Genomic DNA, 25,994 nt, shown 5'->3' on the forward strand with positions numbered 1-25,994 from the left:
ACCGGTCACCGGCGCTCCACTTCCGTGACCAGCAGTCACCCCACCGTGACAGCCCGCCCAAACCCGGGCGTGTCGCACCGGCCCAGCTTCCGCACCCGCCACGGGATTTGGCAGTCTGTCTCCTTCGGGGGGATGCTCGGGAGGGGATGACGATCATGAACGCGACGCAGACGGGACCACACACAGCCACCAACGGCGACCCCCGCATCGGGTGGAGCAGCACCGACACCACCCCCACCCCCACCCTCCGCCAACGCCGCGACGGCATACTCCCCACCGTCGCCGCCGCCCTCTCCGTACGCGGCGCCACCCTCACCGGCACCGCCGCCCGCGGCGACACCCCACCCCCACTCCACCCCCTCGTCCAGGACTTCCTCGACACCCTCCCCAGCGACCGACGCGACCGCTTCACCGGCCGCTGCGCCGAGACCATCCTCATCTCCCGCCACCTCATGGCCGCCGACGCCGCCCGCAGCAAACGCGCCGCCCGCAAACCCATGACCAACGGCGAAGCCCGCAAAGCCCTCAAAGCCGCCAAACTCACCGCCCGCCGCATCCGCGAGGACGGCGACCCCCTCCACGGCACCTTCGCCACCCCCTGCCGCGCCTGCACCGCCCTCAGCGCCCACTTCGGCGTCCGCATCATCGACCCCACCACCGACTGAGCCCAGGACCCACCCCACACCCATGCACGCCGACCGCGCCTCCACCACGCGCTTCTCCGTCCCCGTCGACGCCGCCCTGCGCACCGCCGGCTGGCAACCCGGACGCTGGGACATCAAACAGGCCGAAACCTGGGCCGACACCCTGCGCGGCCACACCTCACCCGCCGGCCACCGCCACGCCGTCTTCCCCGCCGCCGTCGAAGCCTGGGCCGAATTCGGCGGACTCCACATCACCCCCACCGGCCCCGGCCGCCAGATCGCCCCCGCCACCCTCCACCTCGACCCCCTCCACGGCCTCCACCTCGCCCGCACCCTCGGCGACCTCGGCCGCGCCCTCGACACCGACGTCAGCCCCCTCGGCGCCGAACCCGACACCCAGGCCCTCCTTGCCATCGACACCGAAGGCCGCGTCTACGCCCTCGACCACACCGGCGACTGGTACCTCGGCCCCGACATCGACCACGCCCTCACCGCACTCGTCACCGGCATCCAGCCCGCACGCCTCACCGCCGGCTGACCACCAGCACCACGCCCTACGACGCCGGAATCACCGCCGACACCCGGAAACCCCCCGCATCCGTCGGCCCCGACACGAACACCCCGCCCAGCGCCAGCACCCGCTCCCGCATCCCCACCAGACCGTTCCCCCCGGACGGCAGACCCGGCGACGACACCTGAGGCGGCGGCTCGTTCTCCACCTGCATCGCGATCTCCGACACCCGATGCGCCAGCCGCACATACGTCTTCGCACCCGCCGCATGCTTGTGCACGTTCGTCAACGCCTCCTGCACCACGCGATACGCCGTCTGCTCGATCTCCGGCGCATACGCGCACACCTCACCCTCCACCGACAGCGCCACCACCATCCCCGCGGCCGCCGACTGCCCGATCAGCTCCTCCAGATCCTCCAGACACGGCCCCTCGGCCTGCTCCTCCACCGCACCCCCCACCGCGGCGGACGACACCACCTCACGCGGCGGCCGCGCATCCCCACCACTGCGCAGCACCCCCAGCATCTCCCGCAACTCCGTCAGCGCCTGCCGCCCCATGTCCCCCACGAGAGCCGCGTTCCTGACAGCCTTCTCCGGATCCTTCCGAGCCACAGCCTGCAGCGCGGCGGCATGCACCACCATCAAACTCACCCGATGCGCGACCACGTCATGCATCTCACGAGCGATCCGCGTCCGCTCCTCGTTCCGCGCCCACTCCGCCCGCTCCTCCGCGCGCTCGGCGAGCAGCTGCAACTCCCGCTCCAGACTGTCCGCCCGCTCCCGCAAGCTCTCCATCAGCCGACGCCGGGCACCGACGTACATCCCCAGCAGCAACGCCGGCGCGGTCATCCCCACCGCCATCGTCGCCGCGAAGAACGGCGCGAACCACTCCCCCAGGTCCGCGTCCTCGTCCGCCATCTCCCGCGCCTGCACGAACGTCACCACGAACATGCCGAGCAACGACATCCCCGCCAGCGAGGCGATGATCCGCCGGGGCAGCTCGGAGGCGGCGAGGGTATAGAGCCCCACGACACCCAGCAGATACCCCATCCGCGCGGGCGCCACCGCGATCGCCACGAGCACGACGGCGATCGGCCACCGCCGCCGCACCAGCAGCACCGACCCGGCGAGCACGCCGAACAGCACCCCCGCCGCCTCCGGAAGCCCCGCCTCCTGTGCGAACGGAACCCCTAACGTCCCGCACTCCAGGGCAGAGGCGAGCGCCAGCCCGCCGTCCAGCACGGCACTGCGCCATCTGGTCCACCACCACGGCCCCGTCCCGGCCGTGGCCTGCTCTTCCCCCGTCGCGGTCATGCCTCCAGCCTACGGGCGGGCACCCCGGCTTTTCCGGCGAGTTTCGAGTACTGGCCTACACCACACGCCGTAATCGAATCACTGCGAAACCGACTGGTATCCCTCGAACTGATGAATCACTCCCGTTCGACACCGGAACCTTCCATTCCGGCCGGACGGTATGCGTATGGCACATACCAGCGGCATGAACGGCAAGTACGCGGACTTCGAGAGACTGCGGGAGGAGGCGGTGGCCCTGCGGCGCCGCGGCTACAGCCTTCGGCAGATCCGCGATGAGCTTCAGGTCCGCAACAAGGAGACGCTCCAGCGTCTCGTGGAGGGCGAACCGCCCCCAGAGTGGACGAAGCGACCGAACGCGAAGGACGACCTCCGAGCAAGGGCCCGGGAGCTACGGCAACAGGGCTGGACCTACAACCAGATCCAGGCCGAGCTGGGCTGCTCGAAGAGTTCGGTTTCACTGTGGGTGCGGGACCTGCCTCACCCAGAACCCAAGTGCACGCCCGCGGAGCGGCAGGCGCGGATGAACGCGGGGTTGGCCCGGCTGCGTGCATCGCAGGACCGCGAGCGGGAAGAAACGAAGCGGGCGGCAGCCACCGAGATCGGTGCACTCTCCGATCGCGAGCTGTTCCTGCTGGGCGTCGGCCTCTACTGGGCCGAGGGCAGCAAGGACAAGCCTCACGCGCGCCGAGAGGCCGTGGAGTTCGTCAACAGCGACCCATCCATGATCACGGTATTCCTCGCCTGGCTGGACCTCCTCGGCGTCAGCCGTGATCGCCTGCACTGCCGCGTCATGATCCACGAGTCCGCGGACGTCGACGCCGCCGAGCACTACTGGGCCGACCTCATGGGCCTGGATCGGGCAAGGCTCGGCAAAACGACGCTCAAGAAGCACAATCCGACGACCGTACGCAAGAACACTGGCGACGCATATCGCGGGTGCTTGGGCATCAAAGTGCGGCAAGCAGCCGATCTGTACCGTCGCATCGAAGGCTGGTGGTGCGGCATAGTAGGTGCCGCGACCTCAGCGGACTAGCAGTATGTCCGTTTTGGTCGACTATGCCATCCCCTGTGGTGTAATCGGCAACACGGGTCACTTTGGATGATTTGTTCCAGGTTCGAGTCCTGGCAGGGGAGCTCACAGCACACAAGACCTAAGTTCGGGCCCTGACCCCCCAGTCAGGGCCCGCACTCATATCCCCCCACCCCCACCCCGGTATCCTGCGGATGTCCACCCCTCCCCCAAACAGCCGAAGGGCATCCCGTGAGCGCCATTCGCCCGGCAGCCGTCGTCGTACTCGCAGCGGGTGAGGGCACCCGTATGAAGTCGGCCACACCCAAGGTCCTGCACGAGATCTGCGGTCGCAGCCTCGTGGGACACGTCCTGGCCGCCGCCGGTGAGCTGGAGCCCGAGAACCTGGTCGTCGTGGTCGGGCACGCCCGCGAGAAGGTCACCGCGCATCTCAACGAGGTCGCCCCGGCCGTTCGGACCGCCGTGCAGGCGGAGCAGAACGGCACCGGGCACGCCGTGCGCATGGGCCTGGAGGAGCTCGGCGGTGTCGTCGACGGGACCGTCATCGTGGTCTGCGGGGACACCCCCCTCCTCACCGGCGCCACCCTGCGCGCCCTCGCCGAGACCCACACCACCGACGGCAACGCCGTCACCGTGCTGACCGCCGAGGTGCCGGACGCGACCGGCTACGGCCGGATCGTGCGGGACGACAGCGGTGCGGTCACCGCGATCGTCGAGCACAAGGACGCCGACGAGGCGATCCGTGCGATCCGGGAGATCAACTCGGGTGTGTTCGCGTTCGACGGGCGGCTGCTCGCCGAGGCGCTGAAGCAGGTCCGTACGGACAACAGCCAGGGCGAGGAGTACCTGACGGACGTGCTCGGCATCCTCCGCGAGGCCGGGCACCGCGTCGGCGCCTCCGTGGCCGCCGATCACCGTGAGATCGCCGGGATCAACAACCGTGTGCAGCTCGCCGAGGCCCGCCGGATCCTGAACGACCGGCTGCTCACCCAGGCCATGCTCGCCGGTGTGACCGTCGTCGACCCGGCGTCCACCTGGGTCGACGTCACCGTCACTTTCGAGCAGGACGTGACCGTGCATCCGGGCACGCAGCTCCAGGGCGCCACGCACCTCGCCGAGGGCGCGGAGGTGGGTCCGAACAGCCGCCTCCTCGACACCCAGGTGGGTGCCGGGGCCCGTGTGGACAACACGGTGTCCAACCAGGCCGTCGTGGGGCCGAACGCGTCCGTCGGGCCGTACGCGTATCTGCGTCCGGGGACGCGGCTGGGCGCGAAGGGCAAGATCGGCACGTACGTCGAGACGAAGAACGCCTCCATCGGGGAGGGGACGAAGATCCCGCATCTCTCCTATGTGGGTGACGCGACGATCGGTGAGTACTCCAACATCGGTGCGGCGAGCGTGTTCGTGAACTACGACGGGCAGGACAAGCATCACACGACGGTCGGCTCGCACTGCCGTACCGGTTCGGACAACATGTTTGTGGCTCCTGTCACGATCGGGGACGGTGCCTATACGGCTGCCGGCTCTGTGATCACCAAGGATGTGCCTCCCGGCTCGCTGGCCGTGGCCCGTGGTCAGCAGCGGAATATCGAGGGTTGGGTGGCTCGTAAGCGTCCGGGCAGCGCGGCGGCGAAGGCGGCGGAGGCGGCCTCTTCGCGGCCGGACAGCGAAGGCTGACCGGAAACGGGTGCGTCAAAGACGGCGTACCGTGATAAGTGCACACCCGCACCCCACCAGCTGAGACGGCCTCTCACGCCCCGTGGCAGGTCTGCTCGACACCCAGCTGCGACACCTCTGAGGAGACAGTGCTGTGACCGGGATCAAGACGACCGGCGAGAAGAAGATGATGTTCTTCTCCGGCCGCGCCCACCCCGAGCTTGCCGAGGAGGTCGCCCAGCAGCTGGGTGTCGGGGTCGTCCCGACCAAGGCTTTCGACTTCGCCAACGGTGAGATCTATGTCCGTTACCAGGAGTCCGCGCGTGGTGCCGACTGCTTCCTGATCCAGAGCCACACGGCTCCGATCAACAAGTGGATCATGGAGCAGTTGATCATGATCGACGCGCTGAAGCGTGCGTCGGCCCGCTCCATCACGGTCATCGTGCCGTTCTACGGTTACGCGCGGCAGGACAAGAAGCACCGTGGTCGTGAACCGATCTCGGCGCGTCTGATCGCGGATCTGATGAAGACGTCCGGTGCGGACCGGATCCTGACGGTGGATCTGCACACGGACCAGATCCAGGGCTTCTTCGACGGTCCGGTGGATCATCTGTTCGCGCTTCCGCTGCTGGCGGACTACGTGGGCAAGAAGGTGGACCGGGAGAAGCTGACGGTGGTGTCTCCGGACGCCGGCCGGGTGCGGGTGGCGGACCGCTGGTGCGACCGTCTGGGTGCGCCGCTGGCGATCGTGCACAAGCGGCGTGACAAGGACGTGGCGAACCAGGTGACGGTCCACGAGGTGGTCGGTGAGGTCAAGGGCCGGGTGTGTGTCCTGGTCGACGACATGATCGACACCGGTGGCACGATCTGTGCGGCGGCCGATGCGCTGTTCGCGCACGGTGCCGAGGATGTGATCGTCACGGCCACGCACGGTGTGCTGTCGGGTCCGGCGGCCGACCGGCTGAAGAACTCTCGGGTGAGTGAGTTCGTGTTCACGAACACGCTGCCGACGCCGGGTGAGCTGGCGCGTGATCTGGACAAGCTGACGGTGCTGTCGATCGCGCCGACGATCGCGAGTGCGGTGCGTGAGGTGTTCGAGGACGGTTCGGTGACGAGCCTGTTCGACGAGCAGTAGGACGCGGTCAGGGCGGGCGGTACGGGCGCAGGAAGGGTTCTGCAGCCCGTCGCCTTGATCCTTTTGGGTGCGGCCTCCCCCTCCGAGTAGACTGCTGAAGTTGCTCGGCGAGGGAGGCCGCACTGCTGTGTGGCTGTCCGTTATCGACGCGCTCTTCGTAGCAGGCCGTTCGTGGCCGGGTGACCACGTCCGTTTCCTACGTATCTACGAGGAGTGAACATGTCCGAGGTGAAGCTCACCGCCGAGACGCGCACCGAGTTCGGCAAGGGTGCCGCCCGTCGTATCCGCCGCGAGAACAAGGTTCCCGGTGTTCTGTACGGTCACGGTTCGGACCCGCTGCACCTGACGCTGCCGGGTCACGACCTGCTGCTGGCGCTGCGTACGCCGAACGTCCTGATCTCCCTGGACATCGACGGCAAGTCCCAGGAGCTGGCGATCCCGAAGGCTGTGCAGCGTGACCCGCTGAAGGGCTTCCTGGAGCACGTCGACCTGCTGCTGGTCAAGCGTGGCGAGAAGGTCACGGTCGAGATTCCGGTGGTGGCCGAGGGCGAGCTGGCGCCGGGTGGCAACCTGCTGGAGCACGTGCTGAACGCGCTTCCGGTCGAGGCCGAGGCCACGCACATCCCGGAGCAGGTGACGGTGTCGGTGGAGGGTCTGGAGGCCGGTGCCTCGATCCACGCCAAGGACATCGCGCTGCCGAGCGGTGTGACGCTGGCCGTGGACGAGGACGCTGTGGTTCTGCAGGTCCTGGCCGCGCAGGCGGAGGAGGCCCCGGAGGGTGAGGCCGCCGAGGGCGAAGAGGCCGCCGAGGCCTGAGCCTGAGCTCTGTCATCGTCGTCAGCCGCCGCTTCCTTCGGGGAGTGGCGGCTGGCGTGTGTCGTAGGGCCTGTGACGAGGAGACATGGACGTGACGACCGACCCGAGTGCCCCGTGGCTGATCGCCGGGCTGGGCAATCCCGGACCGGAGTACGCGATGAACCGGCACAACGTGGGGTTCATGGTGGTGGATCTGCTGGCGGAGCGGATCGGGGGGAGGTTCAAGCGGGCGGGGAAGGCTCAGGCGCAGGTCGTGGAGGGGCGGATCGGGCCGCCGGGGCCGTTGAACCGGCGGGTGGTGCTGGTGAAGCCGATGTCGTATATGAATCTGTCCGGTGGTCCGGTGAATGCGCTGCGGGACTTCTACAAGGTGCCGGTGGGTCATGTGGTGGCGGTTCATGACGAGCTGGACATCGACTATGGGACGCTGCGGTTGAAGCTGGGGGGCGGGGACAACGGGCACAACGGTCTGAAGTCGATGACGAAGGCGTTCGGTGCGGATTATCACCGGGTGCGGTTCGGGATCGGGCGGCCTCCGGGGCGGATGCCGGTGGCGGATTTCGTGCTCAGGGATTTCTCGTCGGCGGAGCGCAAGGAGTTGGACTACTTCGTGGACCGGGCGGCGGACGCGGTGGAGTGTCTGGTGATCGAGGGGTTGGAGCGGGCGCAGAGCACCTACAACTCGTGAGGGTTGTGGGGAGTGAGGTCGTGCATCTCCTGACATCTCTCCCAGCGCGGTTGACTGGCCGTGCAGGCATGGCCAAGGATCGCGGCCATGCCTTCCGCCGTTTCCGTCGCCCGCGTCGTCTCCATGGGGGTGGTCGCGGTGCTGATCCTGATCGCGGGTGTGTGGGCGTCCTGGGGGACGGCCCAGTACGTGATGCTGACCAAGGGCCGTGAGCGGGGCACGGTCGAGGTGACGGAGTGCGGTGAGCGGTCGTGTTCGGGGCCGTATACGCCGTTGTCGCCGGGGTCGGTGGCGCGGGCGAGTGTCGCCGTGGAGGATCCGGTGGCGGTGGAGCGGGGCCGTACGTACACGGTGGTGGTGAAGCCGGGTGAGGAGCGCGCGGTGCGGTCGGGTCCGGCGGGGGTGCTGTACGCGTGGGTGCCGCTGGGTGGCGCGCTGCTGCTGGCGTCGGTGATCGTGGCGGGCGGTCTGAGGCGGACGCGGGCGGCGTGGGTGCTGGCGGGGTCGGGTTTCGCGTTGGTGACGGCGGCGTTCGTGACGCTGTGACGGGTTTCGCCGTTCTCCACATGTGTGGAGACTTGGAGCGTTGTCTCTTTGTGATTGACCTGGTCAGAGGCTGGGTTGGAGGCTGAGCCGCCCCCTCCACATTTTCTCGTTCGTTTCTCGCAGAGGGACTGCCCCATGCCTGTCCTCCCCCGCGTCGGTGCCGTGTGCGCCGTCGCCGCGGCCGCGTTGCTCGCGGCCCCTTCCGCTCATGCCGCCAACGGTGACAACGGCACTGTGAAGATTCATGACGCCTCGACCGGCGAGGAGCTGATGAGGAACGAGCCGCATGTGTGCTCGTTCTATCTGGACGGTTTCCAGTTCGACGGTGTCCAGGAGGTCTCCTGGCGCATCGAGGCGATCGCGCCGAGCCCGAACAAGGGCGAGACGGTGTCGTCGGGCACGCTGACCCTGGACGCGGAGGGTCATGGCCGTTCGCAGGACATGACGCTGCCGGACGGTCACTACAAGCTGTACTGGAACTTCGACGGTGAGAACGGGTCGGCCAAGCACAAGGTCTTCTGGACCGAGTGCGAGGCGGACGAGGAGAGCGGTCCGTCGGCGTCGCCGGCGCCGTCGGAGTCGGAGTCGGTGAGCGCGTCGGAGTCCCCGGTGGGCTCGGAGGAGTCGTCCGCCGGTGGGTCGGCCGGCCGGGGTGAGGGTGCTCCGCAGGCGTCCTCGGTTCCGTCGGCGCAGGCGGACACCTCCGGTGACCTGGCGGAGACCGGGAACGGGGCTCCGGTGGGGCTGCTGTCGGGTGTCGCGGCGGTGTTCGTGGCCGTGGGTGGCGCTCTGCTGTTCCTGCGTCGTCGCAAGGCCGGCCAGAGCTGACGTAGGGCATGGGGAAGGGCGGCACCCTTGGGGGTGCCGCCCTTTGCCGTGTCCGGTGGTGTCAGCCGGTGTTGCGCAGGCCGGCCGCCACGCCGTTGACGGTCAGCAGCAGGGCGCGGGAGAGCAGCGGGTCGGGCTGCTCGCCGGCCGCGGCGGCGTCGCGCTGGCGCTTGAGGAGGGCGACCTGGAGGTAGGAGATGGGGTCGAGGTAGGCGTCGCGGATGGCGAAGGTCTGCTTCAGGACGGGCTGGGCGTCCAGCAGTTCGTCCTCGCCGGTGACCTTCAGGACCTCGCGGACGGTGAGTTCGTGTTCGGCGCGGATGGTGTCGAAGATGTGCTTGAGGTCGTCGGGGACGAGGGTGTCGACGTAGTGGCCGGCGATCCGCAGGTCGGTCTTGGCGAGGGTCATCTCGACGTTGGAGATGAAGTTACGGAAGAAGTGCCACTGGCCGTACATCTCTTCCAGGACGGTGTCGAGGCCGGCTTCGCGCAGGGCCTTGAGGCCGGAGCCGACGCCGAACCAGCCGGGGACGATCTGCCGGGACTGGGTCCAGCCGAACACCCAGGGGATGGCGCGCAGTCCGTCGAGGGAGACGCCTGAGCCGGGGCGGCGGGCGGGCCGGGAGCCCAGGTGGAGGTCGGCGAGCTGGTCGACGGGCGTGGAGGCGAGGAAGTACGTCGGCAGGTCGGGGTCCTCGACGAGGCGGCGGTAGGCGGCGTGGGCGGCGTCGGAGACGACGTCCATGGCGGCGTCCCAGCGGGCGAGGGCCTCGTCGGACTGGCGGGGGGCGGTGTGCAGGGCGGATGCCTGGAGGGTCGCCGCCACGGTCAGTTCGAGGTTCTCCCTGGCGAGGGAGGGGATGAGGTACTTGTCGGAGATGACCTCGCCCTGTTCGGTGACCTTGATCTCGCCTTCGAGGGTGCCCCAGGGCTGGGCGAGGATCGCGTCGTGGGAGGGGCCGCCGCCGCGGCCGACGGTGCCGCCGCGGCCGTGGAAGAGGCGCAGGCGCACTCCGTAGCGGTGGGCGACGTCGCGCAGGCGGCGCTGGGCGCGGTGGATCTCCCACTGGCTGGTGGTGATGCCGCCGAACTTGGAGGAGTCGCTGTAGCCGAGCATGACCTCCTGGACGTCGCCGCGCAGTGCCACCAGGCGCCGGTAGGACGGGTCGGAGAGCATGTCTTCGAGGATGGTGTCGGCGGCCTTGAGCTCGTCGGTGGTCTCCAGGAGCGGCACGATGCCGATCTTGGCCCAGCCGGCGTGCAGGTCGATGAGGCCGGCCTCGCGGGCGAGGACGGTAGCGGCGAAGACGTCGTCGGCGCCCTGGCACATGGAGATGATGTACGACTCGATGACCTCGGGTCCGAAGACCTCCAGGGCCCGCTTGATCGTCTGGAAGACGCCGAGGGTCTTCTCGCCGGCGGCGTCGACGGGGGCCGGGCTGGGGGCCAGTGGTCTGCGTGAGCGCAGTTCCTTGGCCAGCAGCTTGGTGCGGTAGTCGCGGGGCATGTCCGCGTAGCGCCAGGATTCCTCGCCGAGCCGGTCGAAGAGCTGGCCGAGGGCGTGGTGGTGGGCGTCGGCGTGTTCGCGGACGTCCATGGTGGCGAGCTGGAGGCCGAAGGCGGCCAGGGTGCGGATGGTGCGGTTCATGCGGCCGTCGGCGAAGAGGCCGCCGCGGTGCTCGCGCAGCGAGGTCTGGATGAGGGTGAGGTCCTTGAGCAGCTCGCTGGTGCCGAGGTAGTCGCGGCCGGGCTCGTGGGGGGTGCCCTTGGCGAGGCGCTGCTTGGTGTTCTCCAGCTTCTGCCGGATGCAGGTGGCCTTGAGGCGGTAGGGCTCCTCGGCGTTGAGGCGCTTGTAGCGGGGGCTGATCTCGGGGAGGTTGTCGAGGTCGGCCTGGAGGGAGGCGAGGAGTTCCTCGGTGGCGCCGGAGTAGCGGATGGAGTTCGACAGGAAGCCGCGCAGTTCGTCGATCATCTCCAGGGCGTCGTTGATGCCGTGTTCGTGCTGGAGGATGAGGACGTCCCAGGTGACCTGGGGGGTGACGTTGGGGTTGCCGTCGCGGTCGCCGCCGATCCAGGTGCCGAAGGTGAGGGGGCGGGTGCCTTCGGGGAGCTGGACGCCGACGCGTTCGAGTTCGGCGGTGAGGTCCTCCAGGACGTCGCCGACGGCGCCTGCGTGGAGTTCGTCGAGGTAGTAGATGGCGTTGCGGGCCTCGTCGGTGGGTTCGGGGCGGGCGACGCGCAGTTCGTCGGTCTGCCAGACGAGGTCGATGTTCTCGGCCAGTCGGGTGTCGTGGCGGCGCCGGTCGGAGTCGAGGACGGGCTCGTCCAGGAGCGCGGCGATGCGCCGGAGCTTGTTGAGGACGGACCGGCGTGCGGCCTCGGTGGGGTGGGCGGTGAAGACGGGGCGGACGTTGAGGTGCTCGACCGTCTGGCGCAGGTGCTCGGGGTCGGCGTCCTTGAGGCGGTCGGCGGTGCGCGAGAGCAGGCCGCCCTCGGCGGCGCGCCGGGCGCGCAGTTCTCGGCCTCGGTGGACCTGTTCGGTGACGTTGGCCAGGTGGAAGTAGGTGGAGAAGGCGCGTACGAGCTTGGCGGCGGTCTCCAGTTCGGTGCCGCGCAGCAGCTCGGCGGCGGCCTCGCCGTCCTCACGGGTGAGGCGGCGTACCTTCTCGACCAGTTCGAGGAGCTCGGGGCCCTCCTGGCGGACGAGTGTCTCGCCGAGGAGATCGCCCAGTCGGCGGATGTCGGCGCGCAGCTCGGTGCTGGTCGTGGTCTGGTCGTCGGCACTGCTCACAGGTGCGGCTCCTTGCAGTGTTGAAGCTCGTCTGGGAGGGAACCCGGGTGACCGGCGCGCGGCGGGTGCCGCATACGGGCGGTGCGTCCGGGAAGACATTCAGAGCGGACCGCGCTGTCCGACCGGTTCCAAGGATAGGTGTCGATGCGGACGCGCAGACTCTCGGGCTCTTGCCGCGGGGTCGGGCACTGCCATACTTACGTCACCGTAGGTTACGGGACCGTAGGGAAGGTGCCTGCTCGTCCCGCCGCCGTCCGGTATCCGCTCTCATCACTCTCGACCCCACAGGGGACGCCCATGACCATGAGCTCCGATGTGATCGAAGACGCCCCGAAGGCATCTGACTCCCAGGCTGCCTCCGCCACGCTCGGCGGGGAGCAGAAGCGTTCGATCGAGCAGGTCACGCTGCTGCTGTTCATCATCGTGCCGTTCCTGGCGCTGCTGGCCGCGGTGCCGCTGGCCTGGGGGTGGGGGGTGAGCTGGCTGGATCTGGGTCTGCTGGTCTTCTTCTACTACCTCGGCTGTCACGGCATCACGATCGGTTTCCACCGTCATTTCACCCATGGTTCCTTCAAGGCGAAGCGGCCGTTGAAGATCGCTCTGGCGATCGCGGGGTCGATGGCGGTGGAGGGGCCGCTGGTGCGGTGGGTGGCCGACCATCGCAAGCACCACAAGTTCTCGGACGCGGAGGGGGACCCGCATTCGCCGTGGAAGTACGGCGAGACGGTGCCGGCTCTGCTGAAGGGGCTGTGGTGGGCGCATATCGGCTGGATGTTCGACGAGGAGCAGACGTCGCAGGAGAAGTACGCGCCGGATCTGATCAAGGACCCTGCGTTGCGGGCGATCTCGCGTCAGTTCGTGCTGTGGACGGCTGTGTCGCTGGCGCTGCCGGCGCTGATCGGCGGTCTGGTGACGATGTCCTGGTGGGGGGCGTTCACCGGGTTCTTCTGGGGTTCGCTGGTGCGGGTCGCGCTGCTGCACCACGTCACCTGGTCGATCAATTCGATCTGTCACGCGGTGGGCAAGCGGCCGTTCAAGTCGCGGGACCGTTCGGGCAATGTGTGGTGGCTGGCGGTCCTGTCGTGCGGTGAGTCCTGGCACAACCTGCATCACGCGGACCCGACGTCGGCGCGGCACGGTGTGGAGCGGGGCCAGCTGGATTCGTCGGCTCGTCTGATCCGCTGGTTCGAGCAGCTGGGGTGGGCGTACGACGTGCGCTGGCCGTCACGCTCGCGTATCGATTCGCGCCGTAACAGCGAGGAGGGCGGCTCCCGGCGGCGGAAGGACACCGCCGAGGCGGCATGATTGACGCCGTGGCGAGCGACTCCAGCACATCCAGCAACGACAAGCCGCGGCGGACGCGCCGTACCCGTATGACCGGTGCGGAGCGCCGCCAGCAGCTGCTGGAGATCGGGCGCACCCTGTTCGCGGCGAAGGGGTTCGAGGGCACGTCGGTGGAGGAGATCGCGGCGAAGGCCGGGGTCTCCAAGCCGGTGGTGTACGAGCACTTCGGCGGCAAGGAGGGGTTGTACGCGGTCGTCGTGGACCGCGAGATGCGGCGCCTGCTGGACATGGTCACGGGCTCTCTGACCGCGGGCCATCCGCGGGAACTCCTGGAACAGGCGGCCTTCGCTCTCCTGGACTACATCGAGGAGTACACGGACGGCTTCCGCATCCTGGTCCGTGACTCCCCCATCCCCCAGTCGACGGGTTCCTTCGCCTCCCTGATCTCCGACATCGCCACCCAGGTGGAGGACATCCTCGGCAAGGAGTTCAAGTCCCGCGGCTTCGACCCGAAGCTGGCCCCGCTGTACGCGCAGGCCCTGGTCGGCATGGTCGCCCTGACGGGCCAGTGGTGGCTGGAGGTCCGCCGCCCGAAGAAGGCGGAGGTGGCGGCGCATCTGGTGAATCTGGCGTGGCACGGGCTGGACGGCTTGGAGCCGAAGCCGCGGTTGATAGGTCACCGGAAGAGCTGAACCGACGGATCTCAGCGGTTGTCCGGTGACAGGCCGGGGGTGACAGGCCGGGGTCATGACGAAGATCCCGGTCGACGTGGCGCGCACACAGCTCGACGAGCTGGTCCGCCGCGCCGCAGACGGACGCGAGGCCATCGCCCTCATCGAAGGCGAGGTCACCGCGCTGCTTGTGTCCCCCCAGGTTCTGGAGGACCTCGAAGACGCACACCGGGGTGGGCCTTCTTCGACGGGCGGAAGTCCTGCTCGATGCCCAGGTGGAGCTGGACCGGTCCGGCCTGGAACCAGCAGCCGCCGTTCGCGGCGAGGGCGGGTGGCTTGGGGATCTCGGTCATGCCGAGGGCGTCCACGTAGTACGCCCGTAGCCGGTCCTCGGAGCCCGGCGGGGCCGCGAGCTGGATGTGGTCGACGGCGACGATCATCACGCCTCCTTGCGGGCCACCACGAAGACGCGGCGGAACGGGAACGGGGTGCCGTGGGGGGTTGCGGGGTACGCCTCTCGCAGGGCCGCGCGGTAGTCGCGCAGGAAGGTGTCACGGGCCTGCGGGGTGTCCGCGAGGGCCGTCAGGATCGGGCGCAGGCCCGTGCCCTTCACCCAGTCGAGGACCGGGTCCTCGCCGTGCAGTACGTGGACGTACGTCGTCTCCCACGCGTCCACCGCGCAGCCCAGGGACGTCAGGCGCTCCAGGTAGGCCGCCGGGGTCAGCACCGCGTCCTCGTGGCGGAGCGTGTCCGCGACCCCGTGGCGGTCGGCGAGGGCGCGCATCAGGCGGTGGCTGGGGGCGTCGAAGTTGCCGGGGACCTGGAAGGCGAGGGTGCCCCCGCCCTTCAGGCCCTTCAGCCACTCGGCGAACCTCTCCGCGTGGCCCGGCACCCATTGCAGGGTCGCGTTGCTGATGACCAGGTCGTACGGCTCGGAGGGCGCCCAGGTGCGGACGTCCGCGTACGTGAAGTCCAGGTGGCCGCCGGCCCTTGTCGGGCCCTCGTGTTCGACGTGGGCCCGGTCCAGCATCTCGGCGGAGTTGTCGTAGCCGGTGATGTGCGCGGTGGGCCAGCGTGCGGCGAGGAGGGCGGTGACGTTGCCGGGGCCGCAGCCGAGGTCGGCGATGCGGGGGCGGCCGGAGGGGAGGTCCGGGACGCGGGCCAGGAGGTCGGCGAAGGGGCGGGCGCGGTGGTCGGCGTGGCGGAGGTACTGGGCGGGGTCCCAGGTCGGTGTGGTCATGGGGTCCAGGTTCCCGCCGAGATATCTTGACGTCAAGAGGCTTCACCTCAAGAGACTTAACGTCGACACAACCACTACACTGATCGTCATGGAGGACGAGGTCGATCGGCTGGTCGCAGCGTGGCGCCGGGAGCGTCCGGACCTCGACGTGGAACCGCTCGAGGTGCTCAGCCGGGTGAGCAGACTGGCCCGGCACCTGGACCGGGCACGCCGGCTGGCGTTCTCGGAGCACAGCCTGGAGCCCTGGGAGTTCGACGTGCTCACCGCGCTGCGGCGCGCGGGCACCCCGTACCAGCTCTCGCCGGGACAGCTGCTGACCCAGACCCTGGTCACCTCCGGCACGATGACCAACCGTATCGACCGGCTGGCCAAGAAGGGCCTCGTCGAACGCCTCCCGGACCCCAGCGACCGCCGCGGTGTGCTGGTGCGGCTCACCGACGAGGGCCGTGACCGCGCCGACCAGGCACTGGCCGGTCTGCTGGACCAGGAGCGCGCGATCCTCGCCGAGCTCTCCCGCGCCCAGCGCGGCGAACTGGCCGCCCTGCTACGCCAGCTGACCGCCCCGTTCGACAACATCCCCGGTTAGGTCGGCCGGTCCGACGCCCGCCCGGCGCGCCAGCGCGACCGCGGCCAGCGTGGAGTGCACGCCCAGCTTGCCGAGGACGTTCTGCATATGGGTGCGCACGGTGTGCGGGCTGAGATAGAGGCGCTCGGCGACCGCCTTGCGGCCGAGCCCGGCCACCATGCAGCGCAGCACCTCCCGCTCGCGCGGGGTGAGCGACTCCACCAGCCGCTCGCTCTCCGTGCGGTGTCTGCGGGCCGCCGTCAGCTCGCGCAGCACCCCCGTCAGCAGGGCCGGCGGCAGATGCGTCTCGTCGCGCAGCACTCCGCGGATCACGGTCAGCAGCCGGGACAGCGAGCAGTCCTTGGCGACCCAGCCGCACGCCCCGGCCTGCAGGGCGAGCGCCGCGCGCCGTGGGTCGTCCTTCTCGGCGAGGACGACGGTGCGCACACCGGGATGGGCCGCGCGCACCCCGCCGACCAGCGAGATCCCGTCGACGGCGGCCTCGCCCTCGGCGCGGGACCCGGCGGACTGCACGGGCACCGCGGCCCGCACCCCGAGCGCGCCGCTCCCCGCGCCGAGCGTGCCGCCGCCCAGGTCGGCGTCGACGAGCGCCACGTCGTAGCGCCGTCCCTCGGCGGCCGCCCGCTCCAGGCAGCGCAGTGCGGCGGGGCCGCTGCCGGCCGCGGAGACCTCGACATCGGGCTCGGCGGCCAGTGCGGCGGCGAGCGACTCGGCGAAGATGCGGTGGTCGTCGACGACCAGGACTCGGATGCGTACCACGAAACCCCCTTCCCCGAGCTCCGTGCGGGAGCAGGGGATACCCCAAGGCCGGGAGGACTACGTCAGGCGCGGGCACGGCGCCGGAGCGTGTACTGCCGCGCGGCCGCCGCCGTGCGGTAACTGCTACCCCCACTTCGGGCGTCGTACCCGACTTCTCTCGCCCCCTGATGCGCACCGGCCCCCACCGGTGCTTTTCCTCAGAGTACGGACGGGGACGGGGATCGGAAGGTTATTTGCAGAACTGCCCGTCGGACGCGTTTATGGTGTGCCGCATGTTTCGTATCGAGGCGGAAGTCGACAAGGCCCGGCGTGATCTGCTCGGTTCGCGCCTGCGTGACACCAACACGGCGGCCTCGCCGATCCTGCGCGCGCTGCGCGGTACTCCGCAGGAGCGCGAGAACCCGCTGCATCTGTGGGCGTCGGACGCGGCGGGCGAGCTGGCGGGCGGCCTCGTCGGGCACACCTGGACGACCTGGCTGCATGTGGCGCTGCTGTGGGTGGACGAGCGCTATCGCGGTACGGGGCTGGGGAGCCGGCTGCTGGGGGAGGCGGAGCGCGTGGCCCGCGAGGAGCGCGGCTGCCGGGCGGCCCGGTTGGAGACGTGGGACTTCCAGGCGCCGGAGTTCTATAAGAAGCAGGGGTATGAGGTGGTGTGCGTGATCCCCGACTATCCGCCGGGGATCACGGAGTTCACCTTGACCAAGCGGCTCGGCTGAGCCGTCGTACGCCGGACCGGCGGCCTACGCGATCCGGCGCGCTCCCGGCGACGGCACCGCCTCGAACACCCGCGGCGCGGTGAACCCGGCCGCGGTGAACGCCTCTTGGACGGCCTTGCCGATGGTGTCGACGTCGGCGGCCTCGGCCAGCACGATCGCCGAGCCGCCGAAGCCGCCGCCGGTCATCCGGGCGCCGAGCGCGCCGGCGGCCAGCGCGGTGTCGACGACGAGGTCCAGTTCCGGGCAGGAGACGCGGAAGTCGTCGCGCAGCGAGGCGTGTCCCTCGGTGAGGACGGGGCCGATGGCGCGGGTGTCGCCCGACTCCAGCAGCGCCACGACGCGTTCGACGCGCGCGTCCTCGGTGACGACATGGCGCACCAGGCGGCGCACCTCCTCGTCGTCCAGCCGGGCGAGGGCCGCGTCCAGGTCGTCGTGGGCGATGTCGCGCAGGGCGTCCACGCCGAGCAGGGCGGCGCCCTTCTCGCAGCCGGCGCGGCGCTTGCCGTACTCGCCCTCGTTGTGGGCGTGCTGGACGCGGGTGTCGACGACCAGCAGGCGCATGCCCTCGGCGGCCGGGTCGAAGGGGATCTGCTTCTGCGCGAGGTCCCGGGTGTCGAGGAACAGGGCGTGGCCGTCCTGGCAGCAGGCGGACGCGGTCTGGTCCATGATGCCGGTGGGCGCGCCGACGTAGACGTTCTCGGCGCGCTGGCACAGCCGGGCCAGCTGCCAGCGCTTGAGCCCCAGTTCGTGCAGGTCGTTCAGTGCGAGCGCGATCACGACCTCCAGGGCCGCCGACGAGGACAGGCCCGCGCCGGCCGGGACGGTGGAGGTGAGGTGGATGTCGGCGCCGGTGACCGGGTGCCCGGCCTCGCGCAGCGCCCAGACCACGCCCGCCGGGTAGGCCGTCCACTCCTTGTCCGTCTGCGGGGCGAGGTCGTCCACCCGCAGTTCCACGACTGCCCCGTCGATGTCGGCCGAGTGCAGCCGCAGGACGCCGTCGGTGCGCCGGGAGACGGCGGCCAGGGCGGTGTGCGGCAGCGCGAAGGGCATCACGAAGCCGTCATTGTAGTCGGTGTGTTCGCCGATCAGGTTGACCCGGCCGGGTGCCGACCAGACTCCCTCGGGCTCGGCTCCGTACAGCGCGGTGAAGCCTTCCCGGACCTCAACTGCCCCCACTTACTGCTCCCTTGTGATGTGCTGTGCGAACTGCCAGGCGTCGGCGACGATACCCGCGAGATCCGCGCGGGTCGGCTGCCAGCCGAGGCGCTCGCGGGCGGTGTCGGCGGAGGCGACCAGGACCGCCGGGTCGCCGCCCCGGCGGGGGGCCACGACCTCGGGGATCGGGTGGCCGGTGACCTGGCGGACGGTCTCGATGACCTCGCGGACGGAGAAGCCGTTGCCGTTGCCGAGGTTGCAGATCAGGTGCTCGCCGGGGGTGGCGGCCGTCAGGGCGAGCAGGTGGGCCTCGGCGAGGTCGGCGACGTGGATGTAGTCGCGGACGCAGGTGCCGTCCGGGGTGGGGTAGTCGTCGCCGTAGACGGAGATGGCGTCGCGGTGGCCCTGGGCGACCTGGAGGACCAGCGGGATGAGGTGGGACTCGGGGTCGTGGCGCTCGCCGCAGGTCCCGTAGGCGCCGGCGACGTTGAAGTAGCGCAGGGAGACCGCGCCCAGGCCGTGGGCGGCGGCCTCGCCGGTGATCATGTGGTCGACGGCGAGCTTGGAGGCGCCGTAGGGGTTGGTGGGCCTCGTCGGGGCGGTCTCGACGATGGGGATCTGCTCGGGTTCGCCGTAGGTGGCGGCGGTGGAGGAGAAGACGAGCTTGTTCACGCCCGCCTCGCGCATCGCGGTGAGCAGCGCCATGGTGCCGCCGACGTTGTTGTCCCAGTACTTCTCGGGCCGCACCACCGACTCGCCGACCTGCGAGAACGCGGCGAAGTGCAGGACGGCGTCGAAGGAGGCGTCGAGCCACTTGGCGGCGTCGCGGATGTCGCCCTCGACGAAGGCGGCGCCCGCGGGGACGCCCTCGCGGAAGCCGGTGGAGAGGTTGTCGAGGACGACGACCTCGTGGCCGGCCTCCAGCAGATGCTGGGCGACCACGCTGCCGACGTATCCCGCGCCGCCCGTCACCAGGTACTTCATGAACTCGCTACCTCTCGCAGTCGTGTCGCCGCGGCCTCCGGCCGGATGTCGTTGATGAACACGTTCATGCCGGACTCCGAACCCGCGAGGAACTTCAGCTTGCCGGAAGTCCTGCGGACGGTGAAAAGCTCCAGGTGGAGGGCGAAGTCGTCGCGCTGGACGCCGTCGAACTCCTCCAGCGCGCCGAACGGCGCCTGGTGCCAGGCGGCGATGTACGGCGTCGGGGGCTCCTCGGTGCCGAAGATCCGGTCGAACCGCCTCAACAGTTCCAGATACACCTGGGGGAACTCTGTGCGCGCGGCCTCGTCCAGCGCCAGCAGGTCCGGCACCCGGCGCCTGGGGTACAGGTGGACCTCGTAGGGCCAGTGCGCGGCGTACGGGACGAAGGCGACCCAGTGTTCACCCTCCAGGACGACCCGCTCACCGGCGAGTTCGCTCTCCAGGACGGCGTCGAAGAGGTTCTCGCCGCCGGTGGCGTCCTTGTGTGCGGCCAGCTGGCGCAGCATCGCCGCGGTGCGGGGCGTGGTGAAGGGGTAGGCGTAGATCTGCCCGTGGGGATGCTGAAGCGTCACGCCGATCTCGGCGCCGCGGTTCTCGAAGCAGAACACCTGCTCGACGGAGGGCAGATGAGACAGCTCCGACGTGCGGTCGGTCCAGGCGTCCAGGACGAGCCGTGCCTGCTCCTCGGTGAGGTCGGCGAAGGACGCGGTGTGCTCGGAGGTGAAGCAGACCACCTCGCAGCGGCCGGAGTCGCCGGCGAGCGAGGGGAAGCGGTTCTCGAAGACGACGACGTCGTAGGAGGTGTCCGGGATCTCGCTGAGCCGCTCGCCCTGCGACGGGCACAGCGGGCACTCGTCGGCCGGGGGGTGGTAGGTGCGGCCCTGCCGGTGGGAGGCGATGGCCACCGTGTCGCCGAGCAGCGGGTCGCGGCGTACCTCCGATGTGGTGACCGTGGGCTCCAGCGGGCGCCGGTCGACCGCGTCGCGCACCGCGTCGTCCCGCAGGTCGTAGTAGATGAGCTCACGACCGTCGGCCAAGCGGGTCGAGGTCTTCTTCACCGCGACTCTCCATCCGTGCAGCAAGCAACGCTTCAAACAGAACCGAACACATCAAAGCACAAATCCCCACGCCAGTCACCATCACCAATCAACAGAGAACACCACGCCAGCCTCCAAGCAAGGTGAGGTCCGGATGCCCCTTCCCCCCCACACCACCCCTCTGGCGGCCGGACTGCGGCTCCCCACCAACTGGCTCGACTACACGATCCTGGCGATCTACTTCGTCGTCGTGCTGGGCATCGGCTTCGCGGCCCGCCGCTCGGTGAGGACCAGCCTCGACTTCTTCCTCTCGGGCCGCTCCCTGCCCGCCTGGATCACCGGCCTCGCGTTCATCTCGGCCAACCTGGCCGCCACCGAGATCCTCGGCATGGCCGCCAACAGCGCCCAATACGGCGTCTACACCACCCACTGGTACTGGATCGGCGCCATCCCGGCGATGGTCTTCCTGGGCCTGGTGATGATGCCGTTCTACTACTCCAGCAAGGTGCGCTCGGTCCCCGAGATGCTGCTGCTGCGCTTCGACAAATGGGCGCATCTGCTGAGCTCGGCCCTGTTCGCCTTCGCCGCGATCCTGATCTCCGGCGTGAACCTGTACGCGCTGGCGATCGTCGTGGAGGCGCTGCTGGGCTGGCCGCAGTGGGTGGCGATCGTGGTGGCCGGCGCGTTCGTGCTGGCGTACATCACCCTGGGCGGTCTGTCGTCCGCGATCTACAACGAGGTGCTGCAGTTCTTCGTGATCCTCGCCGCCCTGGTCCCGATCGTCGTCCTCGGTCTGAAGAAGGCCGGCGGCTGGGACGGCCTGACCGACACCCTCACCAGGAGCCACGGCGCCGACTTCACCACCGCCTGGGGCGGCACCGGCATCGGCAGCGACAATCCGCTGGGCGCCAACTGGCTGACGATCGTGCTGGGTCTCGGCTTCGTGCTGTCCTTCGGCTACTGGACGACGAACTTCGCCGAGGTGCAGCGCGCCCTGTCCGCGAAGAACCTCAGCGCGGCCCAGCGCACCCCGTTGATCGCGGCCTTCCCGAAGATCTTCATCGTCTTCCTGGTGATGATCCCCGGCCTCGCGGCGGCGGCCCTGGTCCCCGGCTTCGGCACCGCCGAGTCGGGCTACCAGTACAACGACGCCATCCCCTATCTGATGGAACAGCTGCTGCCCAACGGCGTCCTGGGCATCGCGGTGACGGGCCTGCTGGCCGCGTTCATGGCGGGCATGGCGGCCAATGTGTCGTCCTTCAACACCGTCTTCACCAACGACATCTGGGCCCGGTACGTGGTCCGGGGCCGCGAGGACGGCTACTACGTGCGCTTCGGCCGCCTGATCACGGTGATCGGCGTGTGCGCCTCGATCGGGACGGCGTTCCTGGCCTCGTCCTTCTCCAACATCATGAGCTACCTCCAGACGCTGTTCTCCTTCTTCAACGTGCCGATGTTCGTCGTCTTCATCGTCGGCATGTTCTGGAAGCGCGCCTCGGCGGTCTCGGGCTTCTGGGGGCTGCTCGCCGGCACCGTGGCCGCGATGGTCAACTACTTCTGGATCTACAAGCAGGGCATCGTCGACATCCCCTCCGACCAGGGCGCCAACTTCGTCTCCGCGATCGTCGGCTTCCTGGCGGGCGCGGTCGTGATGGTCGCCGTGTCGCTGTTCACCCAGCCGAAGCCCGCGGCGGAACTCCAGGGCCTGGTCTACGGCACCCGATCCCCCGGCATGGCGGAGCCGCCCGCCCCCGGTGACGGGGCCTGGTACCGCAGGCCCGCCCTGCTGGGCTGGGGCGCGATCGTCCTGGCGGCCGCCTGCTACATCCCGTTCTCGTTCTGACGCGGGAGGATGGAGAGACCATGACCGAGCACCACGGGCACCCCGGACCCGAGCACCACGGGCGCTCAGGACCCGAGCACCACGGATACTCCGAGGAGGACGTCCAGCGGGAAGTCACCGAGCTGGAGGCGCAGTCCGCCACCGCGGCCCGCATCTTCGACCTGCGCCGCATCATCGGCGGACTGTTCGTCGTCTACGGCGTGATCGTCACGATCGCCGGCATCTCCCCCTCCGACGCCGACCTCGACAAGGCCGAGGGCGTCCACATCAACCTGTGGACCGGCCTGGGCATGCTGCTGCTGGGGCTGTTCTTCCTGGTGTGGCTGAAGCTGCGGCCCGCGGCACCGCCGCCGGCCGTGCCCCCCGGCGAGGAGCGGCGGCCGGAGTGAGACGGGCGCGGGGCCGGGGTCATGGAACGACCCCGGCCCCGCGCGGCGCTACCCCGCTCGGGGATCAGTAGTAGGGGTTGCTCTCCCACGACGAGGTGTCGCAGGACATCGGGGTGTCGCCCTCGTAGGTGCACACCTGGATGCGCATCGCCCAGATGCCGTCCGAGTCGTCCAGCGAGGTCGTCCAGTTCAGCGTCGCCCCGTAGCCCTCGTAGTTGTAGCGCCAGGCGTAGCTGGTGACGTTGCGCAGCGGGTCCATGGACTGGGCCCGGATCCGGACGTGGTGCCCGTCGGCCTTGGTGTCCTGCACGGCCAGCTGGATGTCGTACGCGCTGGTCCTGCTCTTGAAGCTGAAGTCGCCCCAGCCACGGGCGCCGGTGGCCTCGGCGTACACGTCGGACGCGGACGCGGGCGACGCGGCGAAGGCGAGCGCGGCCACGGCGGCGGCGCCCACGGTGAGTGCGCGGCGGAGTTTCACGGATCCCCCAGTGATCACTAGCGCTGATCTTGCCGCACGGATCGTAGCCGTCGAAGATCATCCGGCCCAGCGTTGGCATGAGCACGTGATCAACATGTGATCATGCTCGGCCCCGGCCGTCAGCCGCCCTCCGGCCGGGCCTCCTGCGCCGCCGGCCCGGCACGGTCCAGCAGCCCCGTCCGGGCCGCCAGCGCCGCGGCCTCCAGGCGGGAGCCGACGCCCAGCTTCATCAGCACCCGCTGGACGTGGGTGCGGGCGGTGGAAGGGGCGATGCCCATGCCGGCCGCGATCCTGCGGGTGTCCTCGCCGTCCGCGACCCGGACCAGCACCTCCACCTCACGCGGCGTCAGCAGCTCCAGCAGCCGCTGCCCCTCGTCGTCGGGCTGGGCCGCCGGATTGAGCAGCTCACCGAACGCCCCCTGCAGCAGCTGCGGGGCGACCGCCGCCTCCCCCTGCCGCGCCTTCATGATCGCCCGCTCGACCCCCTCGATGCGCTCGTCGTGCCGTACGTACCCCGAGGCCCCGGCGGCGAAGGCCGCCGCGATCCCGCGCGGGCTCGGCACCGGCCCGAGCACCAGGACCGCCACCTGAGGCCGCTCCCGCTTGATCTTCAGGACGGGATCGAACACCCCCGGCTCGGCCGGTGTCGCCGTCCCCCACAGGCACACCTCCGGCGCCCGCGCGATCACCAGCTCCGCCGCACCCGCGGCCGGCGCCGCCGCGGCCAGCACCCGGTGCCCCCGCAGCTTCAGCGCCGAGGCCAGCGCCTCGGCCAGCAGACGGTGGTCGTCGACCACCATGAGCCGCACTCCCATCGAGAACCCCCCAGTTCCCCCCAGTGGATGCCCCGGAAGCTACACGCTTGTTCGACGTCCCGCCCCCCTACCGGCGAGAAGTGCCCCGGATCGTGGACATCCCCTCATTCGACGGTGACGCGCGACCACGCGCAAGACCCCGCCCCCGCGCGAGGCGGGGACGGGGTCCTGACGGCGGCCGGGGCGCTCCCCGGTCCGGCTCAGCTCGCGCCGAAGGCCACGAACAGGTAGTCGGTCTCGCCGCCGATCGCACCCAGCGTGCTGGCGTAGACGTCCGACATGAACAGACGGCCCTGGCCGTAGAGGATCTCGGCGTGGTTCGGCAGGAAGCTCGCCTCCACGTCACGGACCTGCTCGTCGGCCGGGTTCTCCAGCAACTTCGTCTCCTTGAAGGAGCCGCCGTCGATGCTCACGACCTGACCGCCGCGGTCGTAGGGGGGCTGCTTGTACGCGATCAGGTTCGGGCCGTCCATGCGCAGCGGCCACACCCGGTAGTCCTTGCCGGCGTCCGCGCGCTGCCCGGTCTCCTTGCCGGTCGCCAGGTCGAACGCGACGATCCCGTTGGTGTAGTCCTGCTCCGCGGTCGGCAGGTACAGCCGGTCGTTGCCGACGACCACACCCGCGCAGTCCTCGACCTTGGAGATCGTCTCACAGTCGCCCTCGTACTTGTCGTCCGGCGCCGAGATACGGGTGCGCAGCTTGCCGGTCTTGTTGTCGATGGAGAAGAAGTCCAGGATCTGCGGGGCGTCGCTGGACAGGTCGCCGACCTCGGCGGCCACCACCAGCGGGTCGGTGGAGACGATGCCCGCGTACTCGATGCCGCTGTCCATCTTGTACTCGGAGATCACCTTCCCGGACTTCGGGTCGATGGTCTGCACATGCAGGATGCGGTTGCCGTACGGGCCGCACTTGCGCAGCGCGACGAGCTTGGGGCCGCCGCCGTAACCGGCGTCGTAGCAGGTGTCGGATGCCTTCGGGGCCCACAGCTCCTTGCCGCTCTCCAGGTCGAAGGCGCCGCCTCCGCTGGTGCCGCCGACGGCGACCGTGGAACCGCTGATCGTGATGTTGTCGAGGTTGATGTCCTCGTCACCGAGCTTGACGCTGTGCTGCCACAGCTCGGTGCCGGCCGCCAGGTCGATGGCCACGACCTGGGTGCAGCCCTCGGAGGAGCTGGGGGCGGGCATCCGCGGCTGGGTGAGCACGGCCGCCTTGTTGCCGTCGCCGACGAACTTGGCGGCACCGCACACCGGGCCGTCCAGCTTGACCGTCCACTTCTCGGTGCCCTTGGCGAGGTCGTAGCCGACGACCTCGGCGACACCGCTCTTGGCGTACACCGTGTCGGTCAGCCAGGAGCCCTGGACGTCCACCGTCTCGTCCTTGCGGACCTTGGGCATCGGGACCTGGAAGAGGACCTCGGCGGCCGGGTTCGACGGGACCTTCTCGGTGGCCTTGGCCGGGGCCTCGCCGCCACCGCCGTTCTCGTCGTCGCCGCCGGTGCCACCGGTGCCGCCGGTGGTGCCGGCCTCGTTCTTCTTGCCGCCGCCGTCGTCGGTGGAGTTGGCGTACCAGATGCCGCCGCCGATGATCAGCGCCATCGCGACGACCGCGGAGACGATGATCGCCAGCTGGGCGTTGATCTTGCGCCCGCCGGTGGAGCCGCCCGCCTGGGGTGCCATCGGGACCGTGGCCTGCGGGTAGCCGTAACCGGGCTGCTGGCCGTACGGGTTCGGCTGGCCGCCGTAGGGGTTCGGCTGCTGGCCCGGATAGCCGTAACCCGGCTGGGGCCCCGGCGGGGTGGGAGCGGTCTGCGGATAGCCGTAGCCGGGCTGGGGCCCCGGCGGGGTCGGCGGCTGGGGCGTGCCGTAGCCCAGCTGCTGGGCCGGGGGCGGCGGGGTCGCCGGGGCGCCGTAGCCCGGCTGCTGAGCCGGGGGCGGCGGGGTCGCCGGGGCGCCGCCCGGCGCGGGGGGCGCGGCCGGCGGCGGGGTCTGCGGCGGCTGCGGAGCGCCGAAACCGGGCTGCTGCGGCGGCTGGTCCTGCGGGGGCTGGCCGGGCGGCGGGGGCGGGGTGCTCATGGTGT

At 70.0% G+C, this 25,994-nt stretch carries 25 protein-coding genes, 1 tRNA gene and 1 pseudogene; 16 read left to right on the forward strand and 11 right to left on the reverse strand.

The window, feature by feature from the left end:
- Nucleotides 1-146: 146 nt before the first annotated feature.
- On the forward strand, nt 147-665 hold the full coding sequence (locus ACSU6M_RS14180; protein ID WP_437070066.1) for a YwqJ-related putative deaminase: 519 nt from the start codon (nt 147-149) through the stop codon (nt 663-665).
- A gap of 22 nt (nt 666-687) precedes the next feature.
- Complete coding sequence (locus ACSU6M_RS14185; RefSeq protein WP_437070067.1) at nt 688-1,182, forward strand: SUKH-3 domain-containing protein; 495 nt, start codon at nt 688-690, stop codon at nt 1,180-1,182.
- Between the two features lie 16 nt (nt 1,183-1,198).
- On the opposite strand, the gene ACSU6M_RS14190 is transcribed toward ACSU6M_RS14185, so the two are convergent.
- Nucleotides 1,199-2,470 carry a sensor histidine kinase gene (locus ACSU6M_RS14190; protein WP_437070068.1) on the reverse strand — a complete coding sequence of 424 codons (1,272 nt, stop codon included), beginning with the start codon at nt 2,468-2,470 and terminating at the stop codon, nt 1,199-1,201.
- Nucleotides 2,471-2,636: 166 nt separating this feature from the next.
- Here ACSU6M_RS14190 and ACSU6M_RS14195 point away from each other — a divergent pair, with 166 nt between their 5' ends.
- The 8 genes from ACSU6M_RS14195 to ACSU6M_RS14230 all read left to right on the forward strand — a co-directional run bounded on the left by ACSU6M_RS14195 (nt 2,637) and on the right by ACSU6M_RS14230 (nt 9,169).
- The gene (locus tag ACSU6M_RS14195; RefSeq protein ID WP_437070069.1) at nt 2,637-3,503 is read left to right on the forward strand and encodes a helix-turn-helix domain-containing protein; all 867 of its coding nucleotides are present in this window, start codon (nt 2,637-2,639) and stop codon (nt 3,501-3,503) included.
- 29 nt (nt 3,504-3,532) lie between these two features.
- Nucleotides 3,533-3,604: transfer RNA gene (locus ACSU6M_RS14200), tRNA-Gln, on the forward strand.
- A gap of 127 nt (nt 3,605-3,731) precedes the next feature.
- Nucleotides 3,732-5,177, forward strand: coding sequence for a bifunctional UDP-N-acetylglucosamine diphosphorylase/glucosamine-1-phosphate N-acetyltransferase GlmU (gene glmU / locus ACSU6M_RS14205; RefSeq protein WP_437070070.1), 1,446 nt, complete (start codon nt 3,732-3,734; stop codon nt 5,175-5,177).
- Nucleotides 5,178-5,310: 133 nt separating this feature from the next.
- Nucleotides 5,311-6,291, forward strand: a complete 981-nt coding sequence (locus ACSU6M_RS14210) for a ribose-phosphate diphosphokinase (protein ID WP_437070071.1) — start codon at nt 5,311-5,313, stop codon at nt 6,289-6,291.
- A gap of 219 nt (nt 6,292-6,510) precedes the next feature.
- Nucleotides 6,511-7,107, forward strand: coding sequence for a 50S ribosomal protein L25/general stress protein Ctc (locus ACSU6M_RS14215; RefSeq protein ID WP_437070072.1), 597 nt, complete (start codon nt 6,511-6,513; stop codon nt 7,105-7,107).
- Between the two features lie 85 nt (nt 7,108-7,192).
- The gene (gene pth / locus ACSU6M_RS14220; RefSeq protein ID WP_437070073.1) at nt 7,193-7,795 is read left to right on the forward strand and encodes an aminoacyl-tRNA hydrolase; all 603 of its coding nucleotides are present in this window, start codon (nt 7,193-7,195) and stop codon (nt 7,793-7,795) included.
- 87 nt (nt 7,796-7,882) lie between these two features.
- Complete coding sequence (locus tag ACSU6M_RS14225; protein ID WP_437070074.1) at nt 7,883-8,341, forward strand: hypothetical protein; 459 nt, start codon at nt 7,883-7,885, stop codon at nt 8,339-8,341.
- Between the two features lie 135 nt (nt 8,342-8,476).
- On the forward strand, nt 8,477-9,169 hold the full coding sequence (locus ACSU6M_RS14230; protein WP_437070075.1) for an LPXTG cell wall anchor domain-containing protein: 693 nt from the start codon (nt 8,477-8,479) through the stop codon (nt 9,167-9,169).
- A gap of 61 nt (nt 9,170-9,230) precedes the next feature.
- Here ACSU6M_RS14230 and ppc read toward each other — a convergent pair whose 3' ends face one another.
- On the reverse strand, nt 9,231-11,960 hold the full coding sequence (ppc, locus tag ACSU6M_RS14235) for a phosphoenolpyruvate carboxylase (protein WP_437070076.1): 2,730 nt from the start codon (nt 11,958-11,960) through the stop codon (nt 9,231-9,233).
- Nucleotides 11,961-12,257: 297 nt separating this feature from the next.
- Between ppc and ACSU6M_RS14240 the strand changes: the two genes are divergently transcribed.
- Entirely contained in the window at nt 12,258-13,265 is a 1,008-nt protein-coding gene (locus tag ACSU6M_RS14240; protein ID WP_437070077.1) for an acyl-CoA desaturase, read from the forward strand.
- A complete protein-coding gene (locus ACSU6M_RS14245; protein WP_437070078.1) occupies nt 13,262-13,936 on the forward strand; it encodes a TetR/AcrR family transcriptional regulator in 675 nt (224 codons plus the stop codon). The genes ACSU6M_RS14240 and ACSU6M_RS14245 overlap by 4 nt, the downstream gene beginning before the upstream one ends.
- Before the next feature lie 191 nt (nt 13,937-14,127).
- Here the strand turns inward: ACSU6M_RS14245 and ACSU6M_RS14250 are convergent.
- Nucleotides 14,128-14,355: pseudogene (locus ACSU6M_RS14250) on the reverse strand (glyoxalase); the annotation flags it as partial.
- The gene (locus ACSU6M_RS14255) at nt 14,355-15,155 is read right to left on the reverse strand and encodes a trans-aconitate 2-methyltransferase (protein ID WP_437070079.1); all 801 of its coding nucleotides are present in this window, start codon (nt 15,153-15,155) and stop codon (nt 14,355-14,357) included. The pseudogene ACSU6M_RS14250 and the gene ACSU6M_RS14255, both read right to left, overlap by 1 nt.
- Before the next feature lie 88 nt (nt 15,156-15,243).
- Between ACSU6M_RS14255 and tamR the strand changes: the two genes are divergently transcribed.
- Nucleotides 15,244-15,741, forward strand: coding sequence for a MarR family transcriptional regulator TamR (tamR, locus tag ACSU6M_RS14260; protein WP_019753616.1), 498 nt, complete (start codon nt 15,244-15,246; stop codon nt 15,739-15,741).
- Here the strand turns inward: tamR and ACSU6M_RS14265 are convergent.
- On the reverse strand, nt 15,700-16,500 hold the full coding sequence (locus ACSU6M_RS14265; protein ID WP_437070080.1) for a LuxR C-terminal-related transcriptional regulator: 801 nt from the start codon (nt 16,498-16,500) through the stop codon (nt 15,700-15,702). The genes tamR and ACSU6M_RS14265 overlap by 42 nt on opposite strands.
- 260 nt (nt 16,501-16,760) lie before the next feature.
- On the opposite strand from ACSU6M_RS14265, the gene ACSU6M_RS14270 reads away from it, so the two are divergent.
- Nucleotides 16,761-17,216: a GNAT family N-acetyltransferase gene (locus ACSU6M_RS14270; RefSeq protein WP_437070081.1), complete on the forward strand. Its 456-nt coding sequence runs from the start codon at nt 16,761-16,763 to the stop codon at nt 17,214-17,216.
- Nucleotides 17,217-17,240: 24 nt separating this feature from the next.
- Here ACSU6M_RS14270 and galK read toward each other — a convergent pair whose 3' ends face one another.
- From galK to galT, 3 genes are read right to left on the reverse strand one after another with little or no spacing between them, the layout of a single operon-like run.
- Nucleotides 17,241-18,392: a galactokinase gene (gene galK, locus ACSU6M_RS14275; protein WP_437070082.1), complete on the reverse strand. Its 1,152-nt coding sequence runs from the start codon at nt 18,390-18,392 to the stop codon at nt 17,241-17,243.
- On the reverse strand, nt 18,393-19,355 hold the full coding sequence (gene galE / locus ACSU6M_RS14280) for a UDP-glucose 4-epimerase GalE (protein ID WP_437070083.1): 963 nt from the start codon (nt 19,353-19,355) through the stop codon (nt 18,393-18,395).
- Complete coding sequence (galT, locus tag ACSU6M_RS14285; RefSeq protein ID WP_437070084.1) at nt 19,352-20,413, reverse strand: galactose-1-phosphate uridylyltransferase; 1,062 nt, start codon at nt 20,411-20,413, stop codon at nt 19,352-19,354. Before galT ends, galE begins: the two co-directional genes overlap by 4 nt.
- 133 nt (nt 20,414-20,546) lie before the next feature.
- On the opposite strand from galT, the gene ACSU6M_RS14290 reads away from it, so the two are divergent.
- Both ACSU6M_RS14290 and ACSU6M_RS14295 read left to right on the forward strand, forming a co-directional pair.
- On the forward strand, nt 20,547-22,235 hold the full coding sequence (locus tag ACSU6M_RS14290) for a sodium:solute symporter family protein (protein WP_437070085.1): 1,689 nt from the start codon (nt 20,547-20,549) through the stop codon (nt 22,233-22,235).
- Nucleotides 22,236-22,255: 20 nt separating this feature from the next.
- Complete coding sequence (locus tag ACSU6M_RS14295; RefSeq protein WP_437070086.1) at nt 22,256-22,624, forward strand: hypothetical protein; 369 nt, start codon at nt 22,256-22,258, stop codon at nt 22,622-22,624.
- Between the two features lie 64 nt (nt 22,625-22,688).
- On the opposite strand, the gene ACSU6M_RS14300 is transcribed toward ACSU6M_RS14295, so the two are convergent.
- From ACSU6M_RS14300 to ACSU6M_RS14310, 3 genes are all read right to left on the reverse strand, one after another.
- Complete coding sequence (locus ACSU6M_RS14300) at nt 22,689-23,102, reverse strand: hypothetical protein (protein ID WP_437070087.1); 414 nt, start codon at nt 23,100-23,102, stop codon at nt 22,689-22,691.
- Nucleotides 23,103-23,221: 119 nt separating this feature from the next.
- A complete protein-coding gene (locus tag ACSU6M_RS14305; RefSeq protein WP_437070088.1) occupies nt 23,222-23,917 on the reverse strand; it encodes a helix-turn-helix transcriptional regulator in 696 nt (231 codons plus the stop codon).
- Nucleotides 23,918-24,117: 200 nt separating this feature from the next.
- The gene (locus tag ACSU6M_RS14310) at nt 24,118-25,989 is read right to left on the reverse strand and encodes an outer membrane protein assembly factor BamB family protein (RefSeq protein WP_437070089.1); all 1,872 of its coding nucleotides are present in this window, start codon (nt 25,987-25,989) and stop codon (nt 24,118-24,120) included.
- Between the last annotated feature and the right edge of the window lie 5 nt (nt 25,990-25,994).

Origin of the sequence: Streptomyces sp. enrichment culture (assembly GCF_964272895.1) — a bacterium.
Classification (GTDB): domain Bacteria; phylum Actinomycetota; class Actinomycetes; order Streptomycetales; family Streptomycetaceae; genus Streptomyces.